Annotated in this window: 16 protein-coding genes and 1 tRNA gene; 7 read left to right on the top strand and 10 right to left on the bottom strand. The window is 38.0% G+C overall.

The genetic code is table 11. From position 1 onward, the window contains the following. Positions 1–4: 4 nt before the first annotated feature. Both AC27HL_RS16510 and AC27HL_RS16505 read right to left on the bottom strand, forming a co-directional pair. Positions 5–1,207 (bottom strand): TIGR04063 family PEP-CTERM/XrtA system glycosyltransferase, encoded by a 1,203-nt coding sequence (locus tag AC27HL_RS16510; RefSeq protein WP_487082148.1) that lies wholly within the window; start codon positions 1,205–1,207, stop codon positions 5–7. A gap of 39 nt (positions 1,208–1,246) precedes the next feature. Continuing rightward, positions 1,247–2,656, bottom strand: coding sequence for a TIGR03013 family XrtA/PEP-CTERM system glycosyltransferase (locus AC27HL_RS16505; protein ID WP_487082147.1), 1,410 nt, complete (start codon positions 2,654–2,656; stop codon positions 1,247–1,249). Positions 2,657–2,894: 238 nt separating this feature from the next. Here AC27HL_RS16505 and AC27HL_RS16500 point away from each other — a divergent pair, with 238 nt between their 5' ends. From AC27HL_RS16500 to AC27HL_RS16480, 5 genes are read left to right on the top strand one after another with little or no spacing between them, the layout of a single operon-like run. Further along, positions 2,895–3,518: an XrtA/PEP-CTERM system exopolysaccharide export protein gene (locus AC27HL_RS16500; RefSeq protein WP_487082146.1), complete on the top strand. Its 624-nt coding sequence runs from the start codon at positions 2,895–2,897 to the stop codon at positions 3,516–3,518. A 38-nt stretch (positions 3,519–3,556) separates the two neighbouring features. After that, positions 3,557–5,149 (top strand): XrtA system polysaccharide chain length determinant, encoded by a 1,593-nt coding sequence (locus tag AC27HL_RS16495; protein WP_487082145.1) that lies wholly within the window; start codon positions 3,557–3,559, stop codon positions 5,147–5,149. A 3-nt stretch (positions 5,150–5,152) separates the two neighbouring features. Further along, entirely contained in the window at positions 5,153–6,019 is an 867-nt protein-coding gene (locus tag AC27HL_RS16490) for an XrtA-associated tyrosine autokinase (protein ID WP_487082144.1), read from the top strand. Next, positions 5,982–7,583 (top strand): TIGR03016 family PEP-CTERM system-associated outer membrane protein, encoded by a 1,602-nt coding sequence (locus AC27HL_RS16485; protein WP_487082143.1) that lies wholly within the window; start codon positions 5,982–5,984, stop codon positions 7,581–7,583. Before AC27HL_RS16490 ends, AC27HL_RS16485 begins: the two co-directional genes overlap by 38 nt. 4 nt (positions 7,584–7,587) lie before the next feature. Continuing rightward, complete coding sequence (locus AC27HL_RS16480) at positions 7,588–8,619, top strand: XrtA/PEP-CTERM system-associated ATPase (protein WP_487082142.1); 1,032 nt, start codon at positions 7,588–7,590, stop codon at positions 8,617–8,619. Positions 8,620–8,687: 68 nt separating this feature from the next. Here AC27HL_RS16480 and prsR read toward each other — a convergent pair whose 3' ends face one another. The 4 genes from prsR to AC27HL_RS16460 are packed head-to-tail and all read right to left on the bottom strand — an operon-like array spanning position 8,688 to position 16,154. Then, positions 8,688–10,040 carry a PEP-CTERM-box response regulator transcription factor gene (gene prsR, locus AC27HL_RS16475; RefSeq protein WP_487082141.1) on the bottom strand — a complete coding sequence of 451 codons (1,353 nt, stop codon included), beginning with the start codon at positions 10,038–10,040 and terminating at the stop codon, positions 8,688–8,690. Between the two features lie 24 nt (positions 10,041–10,064). Next, complete coding sequence (prsK, locus tag AC27HL_RS16470) at positions 10,065–12,110, bottom strand: XrtA/PEP-CTERM system histidine kinase PrsK (RefSeq protein ID WP_487082140.1); 2,046 nt, start codon at positions 12,108–12,110, stop codon at positions 10,065–10,067. Between the two features lie 11 nt (positions 12,111–12,121). Further along, positions 12,122–15,157 carry an efflux RND transporter permease subunit gene (locus AC27HL_RS16465; protein ID WP_487082139.1) on the bottom strand — a complete coding sequence of 1,012 codons (3,036 nt, stop codon included), beginning with the start codon at positions 15,155–15,157 and terminating at the stop codon, positions 12,122–12,124. A gap of 4 nt (positions 15,158–15,161) precedes the next feature. Then, positions 15,162–16,154 carry an efflux RND transporter periplasmic adaptor subunit gene (locus tag AC27HL_RS16460; RefSeq protein ID WP_487082138.1) on the bottom strand — a complete coding sequence of 331 codons (993 nt, stop codon included), beginning with the start codon at positions 16,152–16,154 and terminating at the stop codon, positions 15,162–15,164. Positions 16,155–16,449: 295 nt separating this feature from the next. On the opposite strand from AC27HL_RS16460, the gene AC27HL_RS16455 reads away from it, so the two are divergent. Both AC27HL_RS16455 and AC27HL_RS16450 read left to right on the top strand, forming a co-directional pair. Further along, positions 16,450–16,526: transfer RNA gene (locus AC27HL_RS16455), tRNA-Arg, on the top strand. A gap of 121 nt (positions 16,527–16,647) precedes the next feature. Then, complete coding sequence (locus AC27HL_RS16450; protein WP_487082137.1) at positions 16,648–17,052, top strand: OsmC family protein; 405 nt, start codon at positions 16,648–16,650, stop codon at positions 17,050–17,052. Positions 17,053–17,083: 31 nt separating this feature from the next. On the opposite strand, the gene AC27HL_RS16445 is transcribed toward AC27HL_RS16450, so the two are convergent. The 4 genes from AC27HL_RS16445 to AC27HL_RS16430 all read right to left on the bottom strand — a co-directional run bounded on the left by AC27HL_RS16445 (position 17,084) and on the right by AC27HL_RS16430 (position 20,847). Beyond that, positions 17,084–18,352, bottom strand: a complete 1,269-nt coding sequence (locus AC27HL_RS16445) for a hypothetical protein (protein ID WP_487082136.1) — start codon at positions 18,350–18,352, stop codon at positions 17,084–17,086. 2 nt (positions 18,353–18,354) lie between these two features. After that, positions 18,355–19,254, bottom strand: a complete 900-nt coding sequence (locus tag AC27HL_RS16440; RefSeq protein WP_487082135.1) for a phosphoribulokinase — start codon at positions 19,252–19,254, stop codon at positions 18,355–18,357. 154 nt (positions 19,255–19,408) lie between these two features. Beyond that, positions 19,409–19,816 (bottom strand): 50S ribosomal protein L17, encoded by a 408-nt coding sequence (gene rplQ, locus AC27HL_RS16435; protein WP_487082134.1) that lies wholly within the window; start codon positions 19,814–19,816, stop codon positions 19,409–19,411. 41 nt (positions 19,817–19,857) lie between these two features. Next, the gene (locus AC27HL_RS16430) at positions 19,858–20,847 is read right to left on the bottom strand and encodes a DNA-directed RNA polymerase subunit alpha (RefSeq protein ID WP_487082133.1); all 990 of its coding nucleotides are present in this window, start codon (positions 20,845–20,847) and stop codon (positions 19,858–19,860) included. Between the last annotated feature and the right edge of the window lies 1 nt (position 20,848).

The raw sequence follows: 20,848 nt of genomic DNA, 5'->3' as shown, positions 1-20,848 counted from the left end.
TAAGCTACCTACTTAATCGCTGATAAACAGGCAGATATTGTTTTGCAGTATTTAACCAGTTGCGTTCTTCACGTACAAAATTCAGCCCTGCCTCACTTACTTGTTGAAGTAACTCATCATCATCAATAATAGTCAAAATTTTATCAGCCATAGCATCGGCACTATCAGCAGCAAACAAAAAGCCAGTACTATTGTCATTAATGAGCTCTCGATGGCCGCCTATATCCGAGGCAAGTACGGGCTTAAATTGGGCCATAGATTCTAACGGTTTTAGTGGTGTAACTAACTCTGTTAGCCTAATACTTTCACGTGGAAAAACCATCAAATCTGCTAAACTATAATACCGACTAACCTCTTCAAATGGCACGCGGCCCACAAAAGTCACCACACTTTCCAAACCAGATTGAACGACCTGCGTCTTTAAATTCTCAAGCTCATTCCCAGCACCAACCAATAACAAATGAATATCGCTACGTTGTTTAGCAATTTTTTGCATTGCCGAAATGGCATAAGCTAAGCCTTCGTATTTGAAGAACGTTCCAACAAATGCCAAAACTTTCTTCCCAGCTAAGTTCAATGATTGTTCAAGCTCTGTATCTCGCGAAGTTGAAGGTTGAAAATTAGCTATATCAACCGCATTAGGTGTCACATATAATTTATTTTCTGGAATGCCACGCTTAATCAAATCATTTTTTAGCCCTTGGCAAATACAACTTACCGCATCTGCTTTTTCAAATGCGCTTTGCTCAATAGCTTTAATTATTCGGTATTTAATACTGCCTTCTTTTGTTTTACCAGTATCAACCGCCGCATCTTCCCATAGGGCTCGAACCTCATAACACACGGGAATATTGTATTTCCTGCCAACTTTAATGGCGGCTAACGCATTGAACATGGGAGAATGAGTTTGGATGATGTTTGGAGTATCGGCTATAACAGCTTTTTCTATGCGCTTAGCTAAATGGTTAATATGTTCAAAATAGCCGATAACAGGTATTCGGCTCAAAAATGAATTAGAGCGCTCGGTTCGCTGATAGAGAACACCGTCAACATCTTCCTCTAGATTTTTAAATTCTTGGTAACGTTGACTTGTCAATTGTGCAGTTTCAAGCCCAATTTCACGTTGATGACGAATAATTGCATCAGATCGCAATGAATAACCGCTAATATTTGGTCTTGAGTACTCTAATACATGTAAAACTTTCAAAGCATGTCCTTTTCTTGCTTGGTCAATTAAAACGTTCGGTTATCTACCTTTACCAAACAATACAATTTCCACAGTACGAATTAAGATCAGTAAATCCAACATAAAACTACGATGCTTAATGTAGTACAAATCATATTTTAATTTTTCTAATGAATCTTCTTGAGTTGCGCCATATGGGTATTTAAGCTGAGCCCAACCGGTCAGCCCAGGTTTAACATTATGCCTTTCATTATAATAAGGAATGTTTTTTATAAGTTGCTGAACAAATTCAGGACGCTCAGGGCGAGGACCTACAAAGCCCATATCACCGCGCATAACATTATATATTTGAGGCAATTCATCGACACGGTATTTACGAATGAATTTACCAATTTTTGTGGTTCTATCATCATTTTCAGAGGCCATTTGTGCACCATTTTTCTCTGCATCTATGCGCATGCTTCTAAATTTAATGATATTAAAAGCCTGCCCATCTAAACCGACACGCTCCTGAAAATAAAAAATTGGTGCTTTCATTCCTTCATCAAGCTTAATTAAAATTGCTGTAATCAGCATAACAGGCCAAGTAAGAAGTAATAAAACAAATGCCATACTGGCATTAAAAATCCAATCTAGTGTATTGCGAAGATGATTCGCAGAAGCAAAGCCATTTGAATATATAACCCAACTTGGATAAATTAAGTTAACAGCTATTTGTCCTGTCTCACGCTCAATAAAGTCTAATATTTCTGTAACTTCTACACCGCGAATTTTACATGCAAAAAGCTCATCTACAGGCAAATTATCTCGGCGTTCATCATTTGCTACAACAATTTCATCAATTTCATGTTCTAAGGCATAATTAACCAATGAACCGTCAAGAGTAATTCTATTCTCATTGATAATACCGTTTTCTGCATCGCCATTCATGATGACAAAGCCATGCATGAAAAAACCTTGTCGATCAACATCTCGTCGCATTCGCTTCTCGATAATTGAAGCACGCTCACCTGCTCCTAATACAAGTACATTACGCTTATTAAAACCAAAGAAGTCAATTTGTAATGTTAAGTATCTAACCCCACTAGCAAAAATTAAACTCATTAATGATGATATTGCTAGTAACTCTATTGCTAATGCCCCCTGTCCATAAAAAGGGTTAATTAAAGACGCTATAAAAAAGCCAATAGCGACAGAAACCAATAAGCGCCTTACAACACCACGAAAACTTTCCCTTAATTTAGAGTTATAAAGCCCCATAGCTAATGACGACAACTGGACAACCAGAGCAAAAACAATAGCATGTATAAAAACAACATTAATTGCTATTTGCGACACTTGGTGCGAAACCAACTGAAAAATACTATTTAGATAAACACTAAGTAATAGTGCTCCCGCAAAGCAAATAAACTCGATTAAAACCAGAGACTTACTTCCGGCAGACAAGTCACGAAATTTAGGGCTAGACATAAGGTCAAGAAATTCCTTTCGATGAGAAAATAAACCAGCGACATATAGTTTTTATAAATAAGTTGTATATTAGAATTGATTCACGGATAAATGTAAACAAGAGGTTATTTAAAATAGCCTAATAACAAACTATTTACAGAAATTAAATAATGTGCATCATTAGTAAAAATCAAATACAATCTGATAGCTTACACCAAAAACAGTTGTAAATAAGAAGGTTGATACCATGGAAAAACGTATGACTAATACAATAAAAGCAATTTTATTTTTCACACTAAGTTACATAATAACAGGTTGTAGTTCACCTACATTACCTCCTGCTACATTGCATCAATCTAATACGGTTGATGTTTCATCGTATAAGTACCTTATTGGTGCCGGTGATGTTGTTAATATTTTTGTTTGGCGTAATCCTGAAGTTTCGGGCACCTTTATTGTGCGACCAGATGGTATGATCACAACTTCATTAGTTGAAGACATTCCTGTTTCAGGAAAAACACCAACTGAACTGGCACGTTCAATAGAAGGAATACTAGCAACTTATTTGCGTGATCCTGTGGTAACGGTAACTGTTAACAGTTTTGTAGGTCCTTTTAGCGAACAAATACGTGTTATTGGAGAGGCAACTGAGCCACAAGCAATAAACTATACCCAACACATGACATTATTAGACGTGATGATTCGTGTCGGCGGTTTAACAGAGTTTGCTAATGGCAATGGTGCCGTATTGGTTCGTGTCGAAAACGGACAACAAAAGCAATATGATATTTTTATTGAAGATTTAATTAAGAATGGCGAAATCTCGGCAAATGTCGATGTATTGCCCGGCGATATTATCGTTATACCTGAAACATGGTTTTAAGTTTAGTTAAGTTTAGTTACCTGTTTTAGAGGTCGGGAATGCAAGAAATTATTGAAGAAGTTTTAGATTACCTTAAGGGCATATGGATAAAGCGACGCTTTATCATAGTATCAACCTGGTTAATTTGTCCTTTAGCTTGGGTGTTTGTTTCACAATTAGATAATGTTTATGAATCAGAGGCACGTGTTTATGCTGACACACAGTCGATTCTTGGGCCCCTTCTAAAAGGTTTAACCGTCGAAACAAACCCGGAGGTACAAATTCGTTTAATGATTAAAACGCTTTTGAGCCGACCAAATCTAGAACGTATTACCCGTATGACCGATCTTGATGTCCAAGCAGCAACACCTGAAGATTATGAAGAACTCATAGAAGATCTACGAACCGATATCATTATTAGAAAAACAGGTGGGCGTAAAGAAAACATTTTTACAATAACCTATAAGAATAAAGATCCGGAAACTGCAAAAAATGTTGTAAATTCGGCCTTAACTGTATTCATTGAAAACACTTTAGGTGAAAATCGTAGCGACTCTGATTCTGCTCAAAAATTTCTAGATACTCAAATCAAAGATTATGAAAATCGCTTATTGGCCGCGGAATCACGTCTTACCGATTTCAAACAAAAATACAGTGATGTTCTACCAGATCAATACGGTGGTTACTATCAAAAACTTAACGTTGTCAAAGAGCAGCTTAAGGTTGTTGAATTAAGCCTGCGTGAGCAAGAAACGCAATTAAAGTCAGCGCGAGCCCAATTAAATGCGTCACCTGCAACGATTAATAATCCACAAAACAAGATTAAAAACTCTAATAGCATTCAAACAACATATGACGAACGCATTGCTGAATTGGAAGCAACTTTAGACTCATTACAATTAAGGTATACCGAAAAACATCCTGATGTAAAAGAAGTGCAGCGTCGACTAGCCCATTTAAATACTCAAAGAACAAAGGAAATCGATGAGTATTTAAATGCAACAAGTAATGGAGATAGTAATAGTCTATCTACCAGTCAAAACCCTGTTATTCAGCAATTACAAATTCAAGTTAACCAACTTGAAAACCAAGTAGCCTCAACCAATGTTCGGGCAGAAGATTACCGAGAGCAGGTAAAAGAATTAGAAAGTAAAATTCACATTTTACCTGAAATAGAAGCAGAGTTAACATCATTAAATCGTGGCTATGACATCACCAAAGACAAATATGAAGAACTCCTAAACCGAAAAGAAACGGCACAATTAGCTCAGCAAGCAGATGAGTCAACAAATCCTATTCAATTTAGAGTTATAGATCCTCCTCGCGCGCCAACAGAACCAGCGGGCCCGAAGAGAATTCTGTTTTTATTGGCCGCCACTGTCGTGGGGTTTGGAGTCGGTATTGGTTTATCGTTACTATTTAGTCAGATCAATCCTGTTGTCACCTCAAGTAGTCAAGTTTCTAAAGCTACAGGTATTCCAGTATTTGGTATTGTTTCGGCATCGGAAAACTTAGGGTTACAGCAATGGCATAAACGTAAAACGTTGATTTTCATCGCCTCTAATATTGTTTTAATGTTGTTACTGGTATTGTTTATTGTCTATGCAATTTCTCCAGAGACAATAAAAGCGCCGATCAGAGGAGTTTTATAAGTTATGAGCATTATTGAAAAAGCGCTGGCGAAGCAACAAGCTAAGGAAAGTAAACCTGATTCAGCGAAAGTAGAGATAGAGCAAAAACTTCCAGCAGTGGAAACACCAAATATCGCTAGCAATACCGATAAAAAGGCTTGTTTAACACTTGATAAAGATAGTTTAGAAGAGCGTGGCTATCTAATTGACAATGGTACGCGAAAGAGTATCAAAGATGAATTTCGCCAAATAAAGCGCAAGTTACTAAAGAATGCCTTTGGTAGTGGAGCTAAAACGCTAGATAACAGCAATTTAATCATGGTTAGTAGTGCTAAACCAAATGAAGGCAAAACCTTTGTAGCAATAAATTTGGCACTTAGCATCGCGTTAGAGCAAGATAAAACAGTATTATTAATTGACGCCGATGTTTTAAGGCCTAGTGTAATACGTGAATTGGGTGTAGAGGAATCTCCAGGTCTCATAGAATATTTATTAGGTAAGTCAGAAAGCGTTGCTGATATTATTTACAATACCGACATAGATAAATTAAAGCTAATTCCTGCTGGCACACCGCATCATTTATCTAACGAATTACTCGCCAGTGAAAAAATGGCCGCGTTAGCAAATGAATTAGCTAACCGTTACCCTGATCGAATCGTTATATTTGACTGCCCACCATTAATAGGTGTTACTGAAACATTAGTCTTAGCGAACTTGATGGGACAAGCAATAATCGTTGTTGAAGAATCAAAGACTGCAATTGCTGACATTAAATCAGCAACAGAGCACCTTAACGAAGACTTAGCAATAGGACTAGTACTAAACAAAGCAATTAGATCTCATAAGGATTTGTATGGCTATTACGGCTACGGATACGGCGCAGCAAATTAGCGTTAGTGTATTCTGTCTTACATTATTATGCTCTAAACTCTCAATTGCTGGAGATTGGAATTTTGATCCCAGCTTAAAAATTGATGAAACTTACACCGATAATGTAGGTTTAGTGCGCGATAATGAACAATCGAGTTTAGTTAGCCAAACCGGCGTTTTAATAGACTCATCCTACAAAGCACAACAAATAGATTTTAATTTTGCATCTGAGAGCACTTATGCATTTTATAGTCATGATCACGAGCTTGATAATGACTATCACACCGTTAGTAGCGATATTCGATACCAATTATGGCCAAATGGCATCACCTTAATTGGTGATGTCAATATTAGCAACCAATCTCGAAATGGCAGTAGAAATACGTTAGCAGATATAGTTTCAGCGGATACCGTACAGGTAGAAACATACAATGGCGGCCTTGAATACTTAGTTAATAATAGCGATTTCATTATTAACTCACTTGCCACTTATCAAGAAACAAATACAGAAGATAATATCGGCAACCGTAATAGTGTTACTAGCAACTTAAGTACACGCAATGGTCGTGCTGCTCGAACGGTTTTTTGGGATATTCAGCACAACTATCGTAAGCTCAAAAATAACGGCAATGAAGGTGAAATAGTTGAAACAGAAGCCGTTATAGGCTTCATTACTAATTATAGAGTTAATCCATTTATTCGTTATTATGATGAAGATAATTCAGGTAATGTCAACAATGGAAATCGCTCATTAGAGTCAAACTCTTATGGCGCAGGTATTCGCTGGCTAATTTCACCACGCCTCTATATCGATGCTTCATACAATAAACCTATAGGGAACAAATTAAACCTCGATGGCAAGACACAAGAAGAATATATAAATGCGCGGGTTAATTGGGAGCCCTCAGCTCGTACTCAACTTGAAGTAAGCTATTCCGAGCGATTTTATGGTGATAGTTATGGTTTAAATCTACAACATAAAAATAAACGATTAACCAACACTATTACTTATAATGAAAGCGTACAAACATTAACTCGTAATAACTTTATCCCTATTTCTTTAGGAAGTTTCTGGTGTCCAGCCAATACAAATGTCAATAGCGTATCTGACTGTATCGTTCAGGACGGAACTTCAATTGCCCCAGACAATTATCAACTTGTAACACTTTCGGATTTTGAACTGGCAGAAGATAACTTTTTCTCCCTAAATAAAAACCTAAGCTGGAATACGACATTGGTTTTACCAAGAACGACTTTCACATTAATTGCTCGTAACGAAAATAGGGAAAACTTAGACACAAGAATAGAAGATGAAAATAACTTCTTAAGCTTTAGTGTAAAACGCAAAGTTAGTGGTCGTTCGAATATCAATCTGCAGTTATCGTATACAGATACAAATTTACAAATAAGCACCGTTCAAGAAAGACTCGATAGATACCGTCGTTATCAAATAGGTTACGAGAAATCACTAAACTCGTCTTTATCTTTTAATATCGACTTAAGCTATTTAGATAGAAGTTCGAGCGATTATACTCTCAATTATGAAGAAGGCCGATTAAGCGCCAAAATAACCAAAGGTTTCTAGCAGTATGTACGAAAATTATTATGGCTTTAAAGAAAGGCCATTTCAGCTTAGCCCCGATCCACGGTTCTTTTTTGCTTCAAGCCATCACCAACGTGCTCTATCTTATTTACAATATGGCTTAGACCAAGGCGAAGGCTTTATTGTGGTCACTGGACCAATAGGTACAGGAAAAACCACTATTGCTCGTAATCTACTTAACAACATTGCTGATGCCAGCATTGTTGCTGCACAGCTAGTAACGACAAAGCTAAACCCTCAAGAATTACTGGAATTAGTGGTATCGGAATTTAATATTACCGTCAACGGAGATAGTAAGGCTGACTTACTACAAGGTATTGAAAAATTTCTAGTGCAATTACACCAGCAAGGTAAACGAGCACTATTAATTGTTGATGAAGCGCAAAACTTACCCTCAGAAACGGTTGAAGAGTTACGTATGTTGTCTAATTTTCAATTGGACAATAAGCCGCTTATTCAAAGCTTTTTACTTGGGCAAGAAGAGTTAAAGGGTATTATCCAGGCCCCCAATATGGAGCAGTTTCGCCAGCGAATTATCGCCTCTGCCCACTTAAAGCCATTATCGAATGAAGAAGTAAAAGAATATATTAATCATCGCTTGCATCAGGCCGGCTGTAATAAAGAGCATGTGTTCTCAGATGCAGCGTTTGATCTTATTCACGAAAAAACCTTAGGCGTGCCAAGAAAAATAAACATTTTTGTTGATAGATTACTGCTTTTTGGCTTCTTAGAAGAACTTGAAAACATAAATACTGAAGCCATCAATGAAGTGGCTCAAGAAATGGAAGTTGAGCTTACGGGCTCACTCAATGGCGAGCACTTAGAAAGTAATGAACCTAGCCAAGTAGTGGTTCATTCTGCAGAAAAAGTCGAAAGTATTAAAGATGTGCTTCGTGAAGTTGAAGATATACTAGAAACAAGCATTAAAGAAAAAATAAAAATGGCGCGTTATGTCGACAAAATGTTAAAGCATAAAAGCCGAGTCTATACAGACACTTTACCAACAGATAATGAATAACAAATTCATTAACATAAAAAAACCGCTGTATAGCGGTTTTTTTAGTTACTCTACACGACTAGCCTAAACTAATCGTTATTAATAGTTAGCTCATATTTCTCAATTAATGAGTAAAGAGTTGGCCGGGTAACACCTAACAATTCCGATGTTTTTGACATATTACCATCAGTTAGCGCATACGCTTTTTGAATAGCAATAGACTCAGCCTTCTCTCTAACAGTACGTAAATTCAGCGATAATTCAAAACTCTTATCTTGGTGATCAAAAAAGCCAAGATCAATCGCCGTGACTTGTCTGCCTGTAGTCATTATCACTGAGCTTTTAACTTTATTCTGCAGCTCGCGTATATTCCCAGGCCAACGATGCTCTTTAATAGCACTTAACGCATCCTCTGAGAAGCTTTTAACATTCCGTTTATATTCGGTAGCATAGTGCTGTAAAAAGTACTGCGCTAGAATAATAACGTCTTCGTCACGATCTCGTAATGGTGGAATGTTTAAAGTTATTTCGCTAACCCGATAAAATAAATCTTCCCTAAACGTTTTCTCAGCGACCATTTCTTCAAGATTTTGATTTGTTGCACAAACCACGCGAACATCAACCGCAATTTCTTGCCGACCACCTAAACGCTCAATGCGCTTCTCTTGTAGAAAACGTAAAAGTTTTGCCTGCAAGCTATAGGGCATATCACCAATTTCATCAAGAAATAAGGTACCACCTTCTGCACACTCTATTTTCCCTTTCGTCGTACGATGTGCTCCAGTAAAAGCGCCCTTCTCAAAGCCAAATAGCTCACTCTCTAATAAAGTTTCCGGAATTGACGCACAGTTTATGGCAATAAAAGGCTTCTTTTTGCGATCACTCGCTAAATGTACTGCTTTCGCTGTGACTTCTTTACCTGTGCCGCTCTCTCCTAATAAGAGTGCGGTAATTTCCGTTGGTGCGATGCGCTTAACCATCATACGTAATCGGTCAATACTTTCGCTATTGCCAATAATACCTATATCACTACCGGCAACTGCGCGCATTTTACGGTTTTCTTCTTCAATAGCTGCGACGCTAAAAGCGCGAGACACAATGACGTTAATGACTTCTGTATCAACGGGCTTTTGATAAAAATCATAAGCGCCTGCTGCAATTGCTGTTAAAGCGTTGGTTCTATCGTCATTACCGGTAATAACAATAACTTTGGTATGTGGCGCTATTGCTAATATCTCTTGTAATGCCGCTAAACCTTCAGATGCATTGGTTTCATCTGGTGGCAATCCAAGATCTAAAGTTATAACTTTGGGCTCATGTCTACGTACTGCTGCTACCGCGCTTTCACGATCACCAGCTAAAATAGTATCGTAATCAGACAGGCTCCATTTTAATTGCTTTTGAATGCCTTTATCGTCATCAACGATTAACAGCTTTTCCATATTGGGAAATCCTTATTATAGAGTTCAGAAACAATCTGAGCCCTTTACTTCTGTCGGTAAATTAATGGTAAATTTTGTTCCTTGACCTAGTATGCTTTCAACTTTTATAACGCCGGCCATGCTTTCAAAAAATTGCTTTGCTTCAAATACACCTATCCCCATACCAGCATTACCTTTCGTGGTATCAAATGGCTTAAACAGTCGAGTATTCATAAATTCTTCGCTCATTCCACAACCATTGTCCTCAATAGTAATGCTAATGGTACGTTTTTTTTCAGCTAAAATCACCTTCACCCAGCCATCTTTCTCTGTTGCTTCTTGAGCGTTTTGAATAAGGTGATGAATGACTGAATGAAAAGATTCGTGATCAATTAAAGTACTGCAATTACCATGATGTTCAAAACTAACAGCAGGCTTTTTAATATTACATTGCAAAACCACTTTTTCAATAATTGTAGATAACTCGACTTGCCGATTAGTTGACTGCTCCACATGCTTTTTACGTAATTGAGATAATACTTTGCCTAACCGCTCAGTTGCCGATTCAACAGTTTCGAAAACATCGTCAACAAATTCTGGATTATTTCTATGCTTTTCTGCATTGGTCGTAATTAATGCTAACTGTGCCTGAACATTTTTTAAATCATGCACTAAAAAAGCTGACATACGATTAAAAGCATCAAACTGTTTTGATTCACTTAATTTATCAGTGGCTTCATACAGTGAAATAAAGTTACCTAACTGCTTGGAAACAGCAAATAACAAATCTCTATCCTCCCAGTTTAACTGCTTTATTTTGCTTTCATTTGCCAAAACAAATAAGCCATAAAAAGCCTTACCAATAAATACCGGCACTATTATTTGTATATTTTGTTGTCGGCAACAAGCAACATCTAATAAAAGCTCAGGATAAATATTGGGTGATTGCTCATATTCATTTACGTCAACTATCCAACCTTGTTTCTGGCAAAAAATCCCTACTTTAATCAATTGTTCTTCTATATTTTCATTGATATCAATACCATGACTGTATTGTTGTTGATAGTTTTGGTTAGTAACTCGCTTAATAATGGCACCGCCTAATGCGTCAACCTTTGACATCATAATTTGCGTTGCCATTTGATAGTGATTTTCACCGCTAGTAGTTTCAATTTTTTCTATTAAATTTAGCCACTCATCTCGATATTCATATTTGTTAGCAAAAAAGTTCTTAGCTATGAATACTTTCACCCGCCTGCGTAGCGACTCAGTAATAAGTAGAGCAAAGAGTACTATGCCACTTAACATCAAAAAACCGATACTAACTAAACTTCCCCATTCTCCACCAACATAATTAATAACATAACCAGCAAAGGCCATTAACAGTAAGTAAACACCTGCTATCATCAACATTGAGCTGTAAAACACAACATGACGAGAGACAAAAATGCGCACTTCACCATTTTTTACTCGGCGCGTACTAATCAATAACAAAGGCACAACAAACAGCGCTAAAAAACCTCGACTAAACCAGAAATCAAAATCAATACCGCCTACCATAGTAGCCTGAGCATAAAGTACAAAGTCAAAAACAGAGATACTCGCCAATGCAATTACTAAAGGCCAAATAGCCCACCTTACTTGCAAATCCGCGTTGCGATACAATTGCTCTAGTAGCACCAGCATCCATAAATTTAGAACAATGAACAGTAGGAAGATATATTCATAAGCATAATCAAGCCAATAGCTTGTTAACCAACTACCTACGACGAGCAGTAGCCATACACCTAAATATTGGCGGACGTAAAAGTTTTTTATTAACGCTCCAATGTTTCTATCCTGAGTGTTGAATAAAATAATCAGTAAAGACCAACATGCAATTTTCAGACAATCAGCAAACATAGCCCATTGAAGGCTATAACCAATTTCAATTTGAAATGTTGCAACTAAACAGCTGCCAAATGTCACCAAAGTGCACAAAAACACCCAGCGAGCTAATAAGCTACTATTGCGCGCTGCCAAAATTAATAGCGAAAAAAGTGCATACGCAGCGCTCGCTAAAGAAAAACCAATTATGCCAATAAATTCCATATTCTATGCTTTTATTTATTATCAGATTCAGTTTTAGTAAATAGCTCAGTTAATATTGGTACAATCAAAAAGCTCGCAATTGCCGATACACATAAGCCAGAAATAATAACAACGCCCAAAGGTTGCCATAGGCTGCCACCAAGTAATGTTAATGGTAATAATCCACCAATGGTAGTTATCGTCGTTAGTAGAATTGGCGTAAAGCGGGTAGCACTAGCTAATAAAATAGCCTGCTTTTTATCAGCGGTACTAAGTAAGTTCCTATTAGTTGTATCAATCAAAATAATCGCATTGTTTACTACAATACCAAATAAACTAATTAAGCCTATAAATGCCATCATCGAAAATGAAAGGCCTGTTAAATATAAACCTAAAACAGAGCCAGTAATAGCAAACGGAATAGAGGTAAAAATCACCAAAGGTTGCAAAAATGATTTAAATTGTAAAACTAAGATAGCAAAGATACCAATTGCCGTTATAAGCATGATTTGTGATAAACCTGCAAAAGATTCTTGTCGAGACTCTTCCTCACCACCAAGAATATAATACATACCAGCAGGCAATTGATAATTATCTAAGTAATCAACAACTTTCGTTGTTAATTCCGCTACAGATTGCCCTTGTGCTGCATCAGCAGACACTCGTGCCATTCTCAATTTTTGATAATGAAAAAAGTCCGTTCGCCCTTTACGTAATTTAGTTTCAACAAATTGACCTAATGGTATACTTTGGCCTTGTTGATTAATAATAGTAATATCATCCAAGCCATTTAAATCATTCTTAGGGCGGCGAACAAGGATAGGATAGTTTTCACCATTACTATCATTAAATTGACCGACAAAAGTTCCTGCTAGTGCCGTTTGAATGGTATTGTCCAGGTCATTAATACCAATACCAGAAAGAGCAGCCTTATCATAATCTATTGTTAACGCTAATTCAGTATTTGCAACACCGATAGGGTTATCCAAATTTATAATTCCAGGAGTTGCCGCCATATGAGCCTGCAAATCAGCAGCTACGCGCTCCAAGTCAGACAATGATTCACTTATTAATCGGACGGTAATAGGTTGATCTGTTACTGGCCCTTGAGTAAATTCTTTCACTGTTATTTTAGCTTGTTGCCAATTTGAAAATTCATTGCGTAATTGAGCGACTAAAGTATTTATTTTTGATTCATCATACTGCTTTAGTACGACTAAAACCTGTCCGTACGTAACCACGCCTCGCTTAGGAATTTCATTGTAGTAAATTCTCGGGTTTGAGTTACCAACGTTTAATGCAATTTTATCAACGTATGCTTGTTCTTGAATAAACTTTGTCATTGAATGCATTACGGAATTGGTATGATCTAATGAAGAGTTTGGTGGCGTTTCAACATCAATAAGCAACATCGACTTTTCAGCTTTAGGAAACAAGCTCAAGCCAACTTGACTAAAAAGAGAAGCCATAGCAAATAAAGCAACAAAAGCAGTGATTAGCATTACGAGTTTTGCATTCATTAGTTTGCTTAGCCAACGCACATAATATCGTTCTGCAAACTTATTGGCGAAGTATTGTAACGTTCTAACTTTACTTGTTTTTTGAGTAAAAAATTTACTTGCTAATAACGGCGTTAGAGTCAAAGCTATTAACAATGACGCTAAAAGTACCAAGACCACTGTAACCGGCATAGACCGAATAAAATCCCCAGTGTCACTAGCCAACATAAGCATAGGTAAAAACGCCAACATGGTTGTTAACGTGCCACTACTAATGGCCCAACCGACCTTGCTGGTTCCTGATGCTGCAGCTTCACTTAACGTGGAATGATTAGCTTTTTCACGATGAATACTTTCTGTCACAACAATCGCATTATCAACTAATAGTCCTAGCGCTATTATTAAGCCCACAATTGACATTTGCTGCAAGCCAAAACCAGCAAAGTCGAGCCAACCAATTGCAATTAAAAATGACAATGGTATTGCAACTATGACCACAACAGCTTCGCGCATACCTAAAAAGATAAGCGACATTAAACCAACAAGGACCAACCCCTGCCAAAGGTTGGCAAAAAACCCGTTTACTCGATTTTCAACACCATCTGACTGTTTAAACAGCGTCTCAATTTTAATGCTATCCGGTAAGGTTTTTTGAAAATCTGCAATCTCATTATCTATCGCTTGTGTAAGAGCAAATATATTCGTATTTGCCCTTTGTTCTGCGGTTAGAAATACCACAGGCTTGCCATCATAATAGGCCAAATAACTAGGGTCACGACTTGAAAATCCGACCCGAGCAATATCTTTTAAACGTATGACTGAAGTGGCATCCGAATATACAACGGTTTCATCTAACTCCGCTAACAGTTGAAAGTTACCACTGGCTTTCACATTAAATCGTCGAGTATTAGCACCTACAAAGCCAGGCGTTACATTTACTGCCCGCCCTTTCAATAAGTTATTAACCGCAGTAATACTCAAACCATAGTGCTTTAGCATTGCTAAGTTTAAGTCAACTGCGACAACTTGCGTAGGATATCCCCAGATATCTGCTTTTTTAACTGCTTCTATTGCTTCTAAACGTTTTTCAAGTTGCTTGGCGTAAAATTCCATCGCCTTGTAGTCTGTAGTTTCGCTCCATAATGCCAATTGAACTATGGCAACACTTGTTGGTGTTGCCTTAAGAACTAGCACATCCTGCACACCTGCAGGTAACGTTGGCTTTACTGTAGAAACCGCTTGTTTAACTTCGTTATAAGCCTCATTAGGATTACTTCCGTATAAAAATGTAACTTCAATACGTGCCCCACCATTTTTTATTTGCGACTCTATCTTTTTAATGCCGTCAATATCAGCAAACTCTTCTTCCAATGGGTCTACAACTAAAGTTTCAATGTCGGTTGGTGACGCCCCAGGGTAAATAATTTCAAGTAATGTTATTGGAATATCAAACTGAGGATCTTCAGAGCGTGGCATCTGAAAATAAGAAACAATACCAACTAAAACCAGAAGAACAACAATCGTTAAAGTAAATTGAGCGTTTTTAATTGCGGCGCGAGGTAAATGCATAAGTTTACAGCCCACCTTCAGAAAAATTCTGCCAGCCTTTAGTCATAATCTTTAACGCAGTGTCGCTTCGTTTGGCTTTAAGGTATACGTAGTCATTGTCTAATTGCGAAATTTCAAAACGTTGTTGTGTAAATTTACTGCTATCTAGCGACTGAGCAACAACTATAGCCTTTCCTTCAGCATCAACAGCAACCAATGCTTCAATGGGTAGTCGATAAACAAACTTATCACTTTCAAATGCTATAACAACGCCTGCAAGTTGCCCGGATATCATGCCTGCAGTATTTTTTAAACTAGGAAGTAAGACTTCGATAACAAATAAATTACTCTCAGCACTTGCAATTGCGGGAATTTTACTAACTATTCCTTCAACAATACCTTGATTATTTAAAGTAACATTAACTTTTTGATTAAGCTTTACTTGACTGACCTCTTGACCTGTAAGCGCAACCTTGACCACCCATTCTAACTTCGCCACTTTGAGGGCTTCTTGGCCAGGACTTTGTAGTTCACCTAAATCAGTATTTCTCGCAAGTACCACGCCTGAAAAAGGCGCATAAATGCGTGCTTTTTCTAAGTTATAGTATGATACTTGGTAGGCCGCTCGACTTGTTTCAACTAACGTAATGGCGTTGTCCAAATCGCGCTCTGAAGCCATTTTGTCATCCATTAGGCGGCTTATTCGCTTGACCTCTCGTTTTGCTTGTAATAGCTGAGCATAGTTGGCATTTTTTTCTTCTTTTAACTCAGTAATGTCAAGCGAAGCCAACAGCTGGCCTTGGTTGAACTTTTCTCCTTCATCCACATTCAGTAATGTTAAATAACCTGCACTTTTAAAAGACAAACTTAACGTTCTTTTATAATCAAGCTTACCTGTTCGTTTTATCGTATCAGTGTATAATTCAGCAACAACAAGCTCAGTATCATATGATTGTGCCACGACTTGGCTAGTGCTTACGGTAAAGATCAAAATAAATGCAGTAAATAATTGTTTCATGGTGAAATGTTTACTTTTAGAGTTTTGAGTTTAATGATTTATTATAGCCTTTACTTTAGGCATCTTCCCGATGAAAGTACATCTTTTTCCCCATTTAGACACACATTAAATTCCCCTGTTCGACTATAAAAATTAACACTATATGAAAGCCAATATACTCAATTGCACAATAACCCTATGGTTGATTTATATTGGAATAAAGTAAGATTTACTAATAATTAAATTTTTCGCCATTCTTTATGGACATAAAGTAAGATAATCTATACTATTTGCCGCGCTTGGCCCTTTTCAATACGCACCCATAGCTCAGCTGGATAGAGCGCTGCCCTCCGGAGGCAGAGGTCGCAGGTTCGACTCCTGCTGGGTGCGCCATTTTAGTTCTTTCTTTGATGTTTACATCCACTTTAGTAGCACTAGTTACTTATATAAGCACTAGCTAATATAAAATTAATTCCATACAATACGGCTTATTATCAGTTAGCGGAAATATATCATGAAAGCAGAAGTAAAATGGATTGGTGAAGAACTCTTTATGGGTACTTCAGAAAGCGGCCATACAATTGTATTAGATGCAAACGCCGGTGCCTTAGCGCCTAGCCCACTAGAGAATGTACTAATTTCGTTAGGAGCTTGTTCTTCGGTAGACGTGGTTAGCATACTTGAAAAGGCACGCCAAGATGTCACGGGTTGTAAAGTTGAAATACAAGCAACTCGCGTAGATAGTGTCCCTAAATTATTTTCTGATATTCACCTACACTTTGTTATCGAAGGCAATGAGGTTAATGAGAAGCATGTTGAACGTGCCGTTAATCTATCTGCTGATAAATATTGTTCAGTGGCGTTAATGTTAAACAAAGCAGTTAACATTACTCACGATTTTGAAATTAAGTCAGTTTAGTTTTTAAGTTCTTAGCATTGGTAGTAACTCTTTAATGATGCCCTACCAATGTTTGAAAACGCTGAGAGAAAGTTTTAGATAGTCCGTAAGATGTTTCAGCCAGTTCAAGCAGCATACTGGTTTCTACTTTCCCAATTTGCTTCGAATGCTTAATGTAATTTAACCATAAAGCTTCGGTCGTATTTTTGCGCTCCGTATCATGTTCCTCAATAGTATTAAAAATATAGAGCCCGCAATGATATAGTGAACGATAGTTTCCTTGTTCAACCTGCTCTGACAATGTTGAACTAGCGATGATTTTCTGACACTCAGCCCTAGCCTTGTTAATTTTAGCGTCAATAAAGTCTCGATTCTCCGGCACTAGATTTAACATTATTTTCTTTGCCATCATTTCGGCATGACCTTCATGCAACCAATTATCAACAGCCGCCATAGCTTTGCCTTGCAGTGCTTGGTACATGTGCGCGGCTTCATGTGCAAAAAACCACAAAGTAGCCGAAACATCTTGCTTATTGTAGATATGATTACCATACCAATGCATAAACACTTGCTTTGGTAGCGTGCCACCTTGGTGACCAAAGCTTCCGTCATCGGTTTTGCCAAATGAAGCAAATAACATAGGCTTATCAACTAACCGACCATAAGATGTTTCCAATAAAGCCATCATCTTAGGTAACATCTCAGTTAACTGTTGCCCAACACTAGCATGTAATTTGGGATCAATAATGCCTATATAGCTACCGTTATCTATAAACTGTTGCTGGCCAATATAGATTTTCTGTCCATCATTTTTGTCCCACCATGATGTTTTGCCATTATAAGCAATACCGTCTGCAATAATTGTATCGCCAACAGGTGCCTTAGCGGCCAGTGCCCACAGGTTTTCATTGCCCGAACAAATATTGCTACACGCAAAGAACCGGCCGCTATGGAATAACATTGCACCATTTGAAAACGGCGAAAATGGAGCATAATTCTTGGGTAAATGTATATAACTCGGTGTTAATTGGAAACTAACTTTAGTAAATGTTCGACCATCTTTACGTGTCGCTATCTCGCGACCATTAACATAGTTAAGTGCAAAGTCTGCTGAAGTTGGTTGCCACCTTTGTGTGCGGCTATTATCGGGTGAAATCGAAAACATAACCGCCTTAATAGGCTTAGCGCTTTGATAGCTTACTTGCCAACTATTATCGGCTAGCTTTTCAATTTCGGTATAAAGAATATTATTAGCAAAAACGAAAACAGGTGATAAAACAAGTAAGTAAAATAGCAATACTCTAACTAGATTACATAGCATGCCTATAAATCACTCATCCAATCTAATTGCTTATTTGCTTCCTGCTTCTTGTGCATTAAATCCTTAATTAAAGGCGTTAATATTAGCTCCATAGCCAAGCCCATTTTTCCACCTGGCACAACTAACGTATTCATTCTCGACATAAAAGCGCCATCGATCATGCTCAAATAGTAAGGGAAGTCTAAATGACTAGACTCGCGGCAGCGAATTACCACAAAGCTTTCATCTAAGGTCGGAATAGCTTTTGCACTAAATGGATTTGAGGTGTCAACAGTTGGTACTCGTTGAAAGTTGATATGAGTGCGAGAAAACTGAGGAGTAATAAAAGAGATATAATCTTCCATACTTCGCACAATACTTGCCGTAACTGCTTCACGACTATGACCACGCTGATTGGTATCACGAATGATCTTTTGTATCCACTCTAAATTGACAATCGGCACCATGCCTATAAGCAGATCGACATGTTTAGCTACATCGTTCTTCTCTGTAACTACCCCCCCGTGTAAGCCCTCATAGAAGAGCAAATCAGTTCCTTCACCTAACTCTTCCCAAGGTGTAAACGTACCAGGCATTTGGTTATATGGCACTGCTTCATCAAAAGTGTGCAGGTATCTACGCATCTTGCCTTTGCCCGTTTCCGAATAATCTTTAAAAAGCTTTTCTAAGGCATCAAAATCATTTGCTGCATCCCCAAAATAACTGACATTACGTTGCTCTTCACGAGCTTTACGTTTTTCTAGGTCCATTTCTTGGCGCGAGAAACGATGAAAACTATCTCCCTCTACTGTCGCAGACGAAATACCAAGCGAGCGAAAGATATGTTCAAATGACTCAATAGTCGTGGATGTGCCTGCACCAGATGAACCTGTAACAGCAATGATTGGATTACGTGATGACATTCTATAGCAGCCTTTTTATAGGTGGACAATTGTTATACGAGGATTTAGTTAGTGGGTCAAGTTTTTAGGAAATGTTCTTAAATTACAGGCATAAAAAAACGGAGCCTAAGCCCCGCTTTCAATTCCGTCAGAATTAATTTAGTACAAGACTAAATTATGCTTCTGCGCTAGCTTCTTCAACTACTTCAGCAGCTTCTTCAACTACTGGGCGGTCTACAAGCTCAACGTAAGCCATAGGCGCTTTATCACCAGTACGGTAACCGCATTTTAAAATGCGAGTGTAACCACCTGGACGTTCTTGGTAACGAGCACCAAGTTCGCTAAATAAAATACCTACAACTTCTTTATCTTGTGTACGAGCAAACGCTAAACGACGATTTGCTACACTGTCGGTTTTGGCCAATGTAATTAATGGCTCAACAACGCGACGTAATTCTTTAGCTTTAGCAACAGTCGTTTTGATAACGCCGTGTTTTACTAAAGAACTTGCCATATTGCGGAACATCGCCTGGCGATGACTGCTATTACGGTTTAACTGGCGACCGCTTTTACGATGGCGCATAAGTTAATCCTTATCTCAACTATTAAAAAACGATGATCGACTTAGTCGTTATCAGCTATGCTTTCTGGTGGCCAATTTTCAAGGCGCATTCCCAGAGATAAACCACGAGACGCTAAAACGTCTTTGATTTCCGTTAAAGACTTCTTACCTAAGTTAGGTGTTTTAAGAAGTTCAACTTCAGCACGCTGTACTAAATCGCCGATATATTGAATTGCTTCTGCTTTTAAGCAGTTCGCTGAACGAACAGTAAGTTCAAGGTCATCAACAGGACGAAGCAAAATAGGATCAAACAGTGGTTTTTCCTCTTTTGGCTCTACTTCAGTCACATCACGAAGCTCAACAAACGCATCTAGCTGTTCAGCTAAGATGGTTGAAGCGCGACGAATTGCTTCTTCAGGGTCTAACGTTCCGTTAGTTTCCATGTCTAATACTAACTTGTCCAAATCTGTACGTTGTTCAACACGTGCAGAATCAACATCATAGGCAATTCTTACAACAGGACTGAATGAAGCATCAACCAATAAACGTCCGATTGCGCGATCTTCTTCCTCGGCATCGCGTCGGGCAGAAGCTGGAACATAACCACGTCCCATTTCAACCTTTATACGCATGCTGATAGAGCCATCACCTGTCAAATGACAGATTACATGTTCTGGATTTGCAATTTCTACATCACCATCATGTTGGATATCGGCTGCCGTTACAGGGCCTTCACCGGACTTAGTTAAGGTAAGAACAGCTTCATCTTTGCCTTCTAAACTTATAGCTAGTCCCTTAAGGTTTAACAGTATTTCGATGATGTCTTCTTGTACACCTTCTTTACTGCTGTACTCATGAAGTACACCGTCAATTTCAACTTCAGTTACAGCACAACCTGGCATTGAAGATAAAAGAATGCGGCGTAACGCATTACCTAAAGTGTGACCAAAACCACGTTCTAATGGCTCTAAAGTTACTTTAGCACGCGTAGTACTAACAGTTTCGATATCAACCAATCGTGGTCTAAGGAATTCGGTTACAGAACCCTGCATG

The organism is Colwellia aquaemaris, assembly GCF_057548755.1.
The sequence above is the reverse complement of the archived record's forward strand: the minus strand, read 5'-3'. Positions and strand labels throughout refer to the sequence as shown.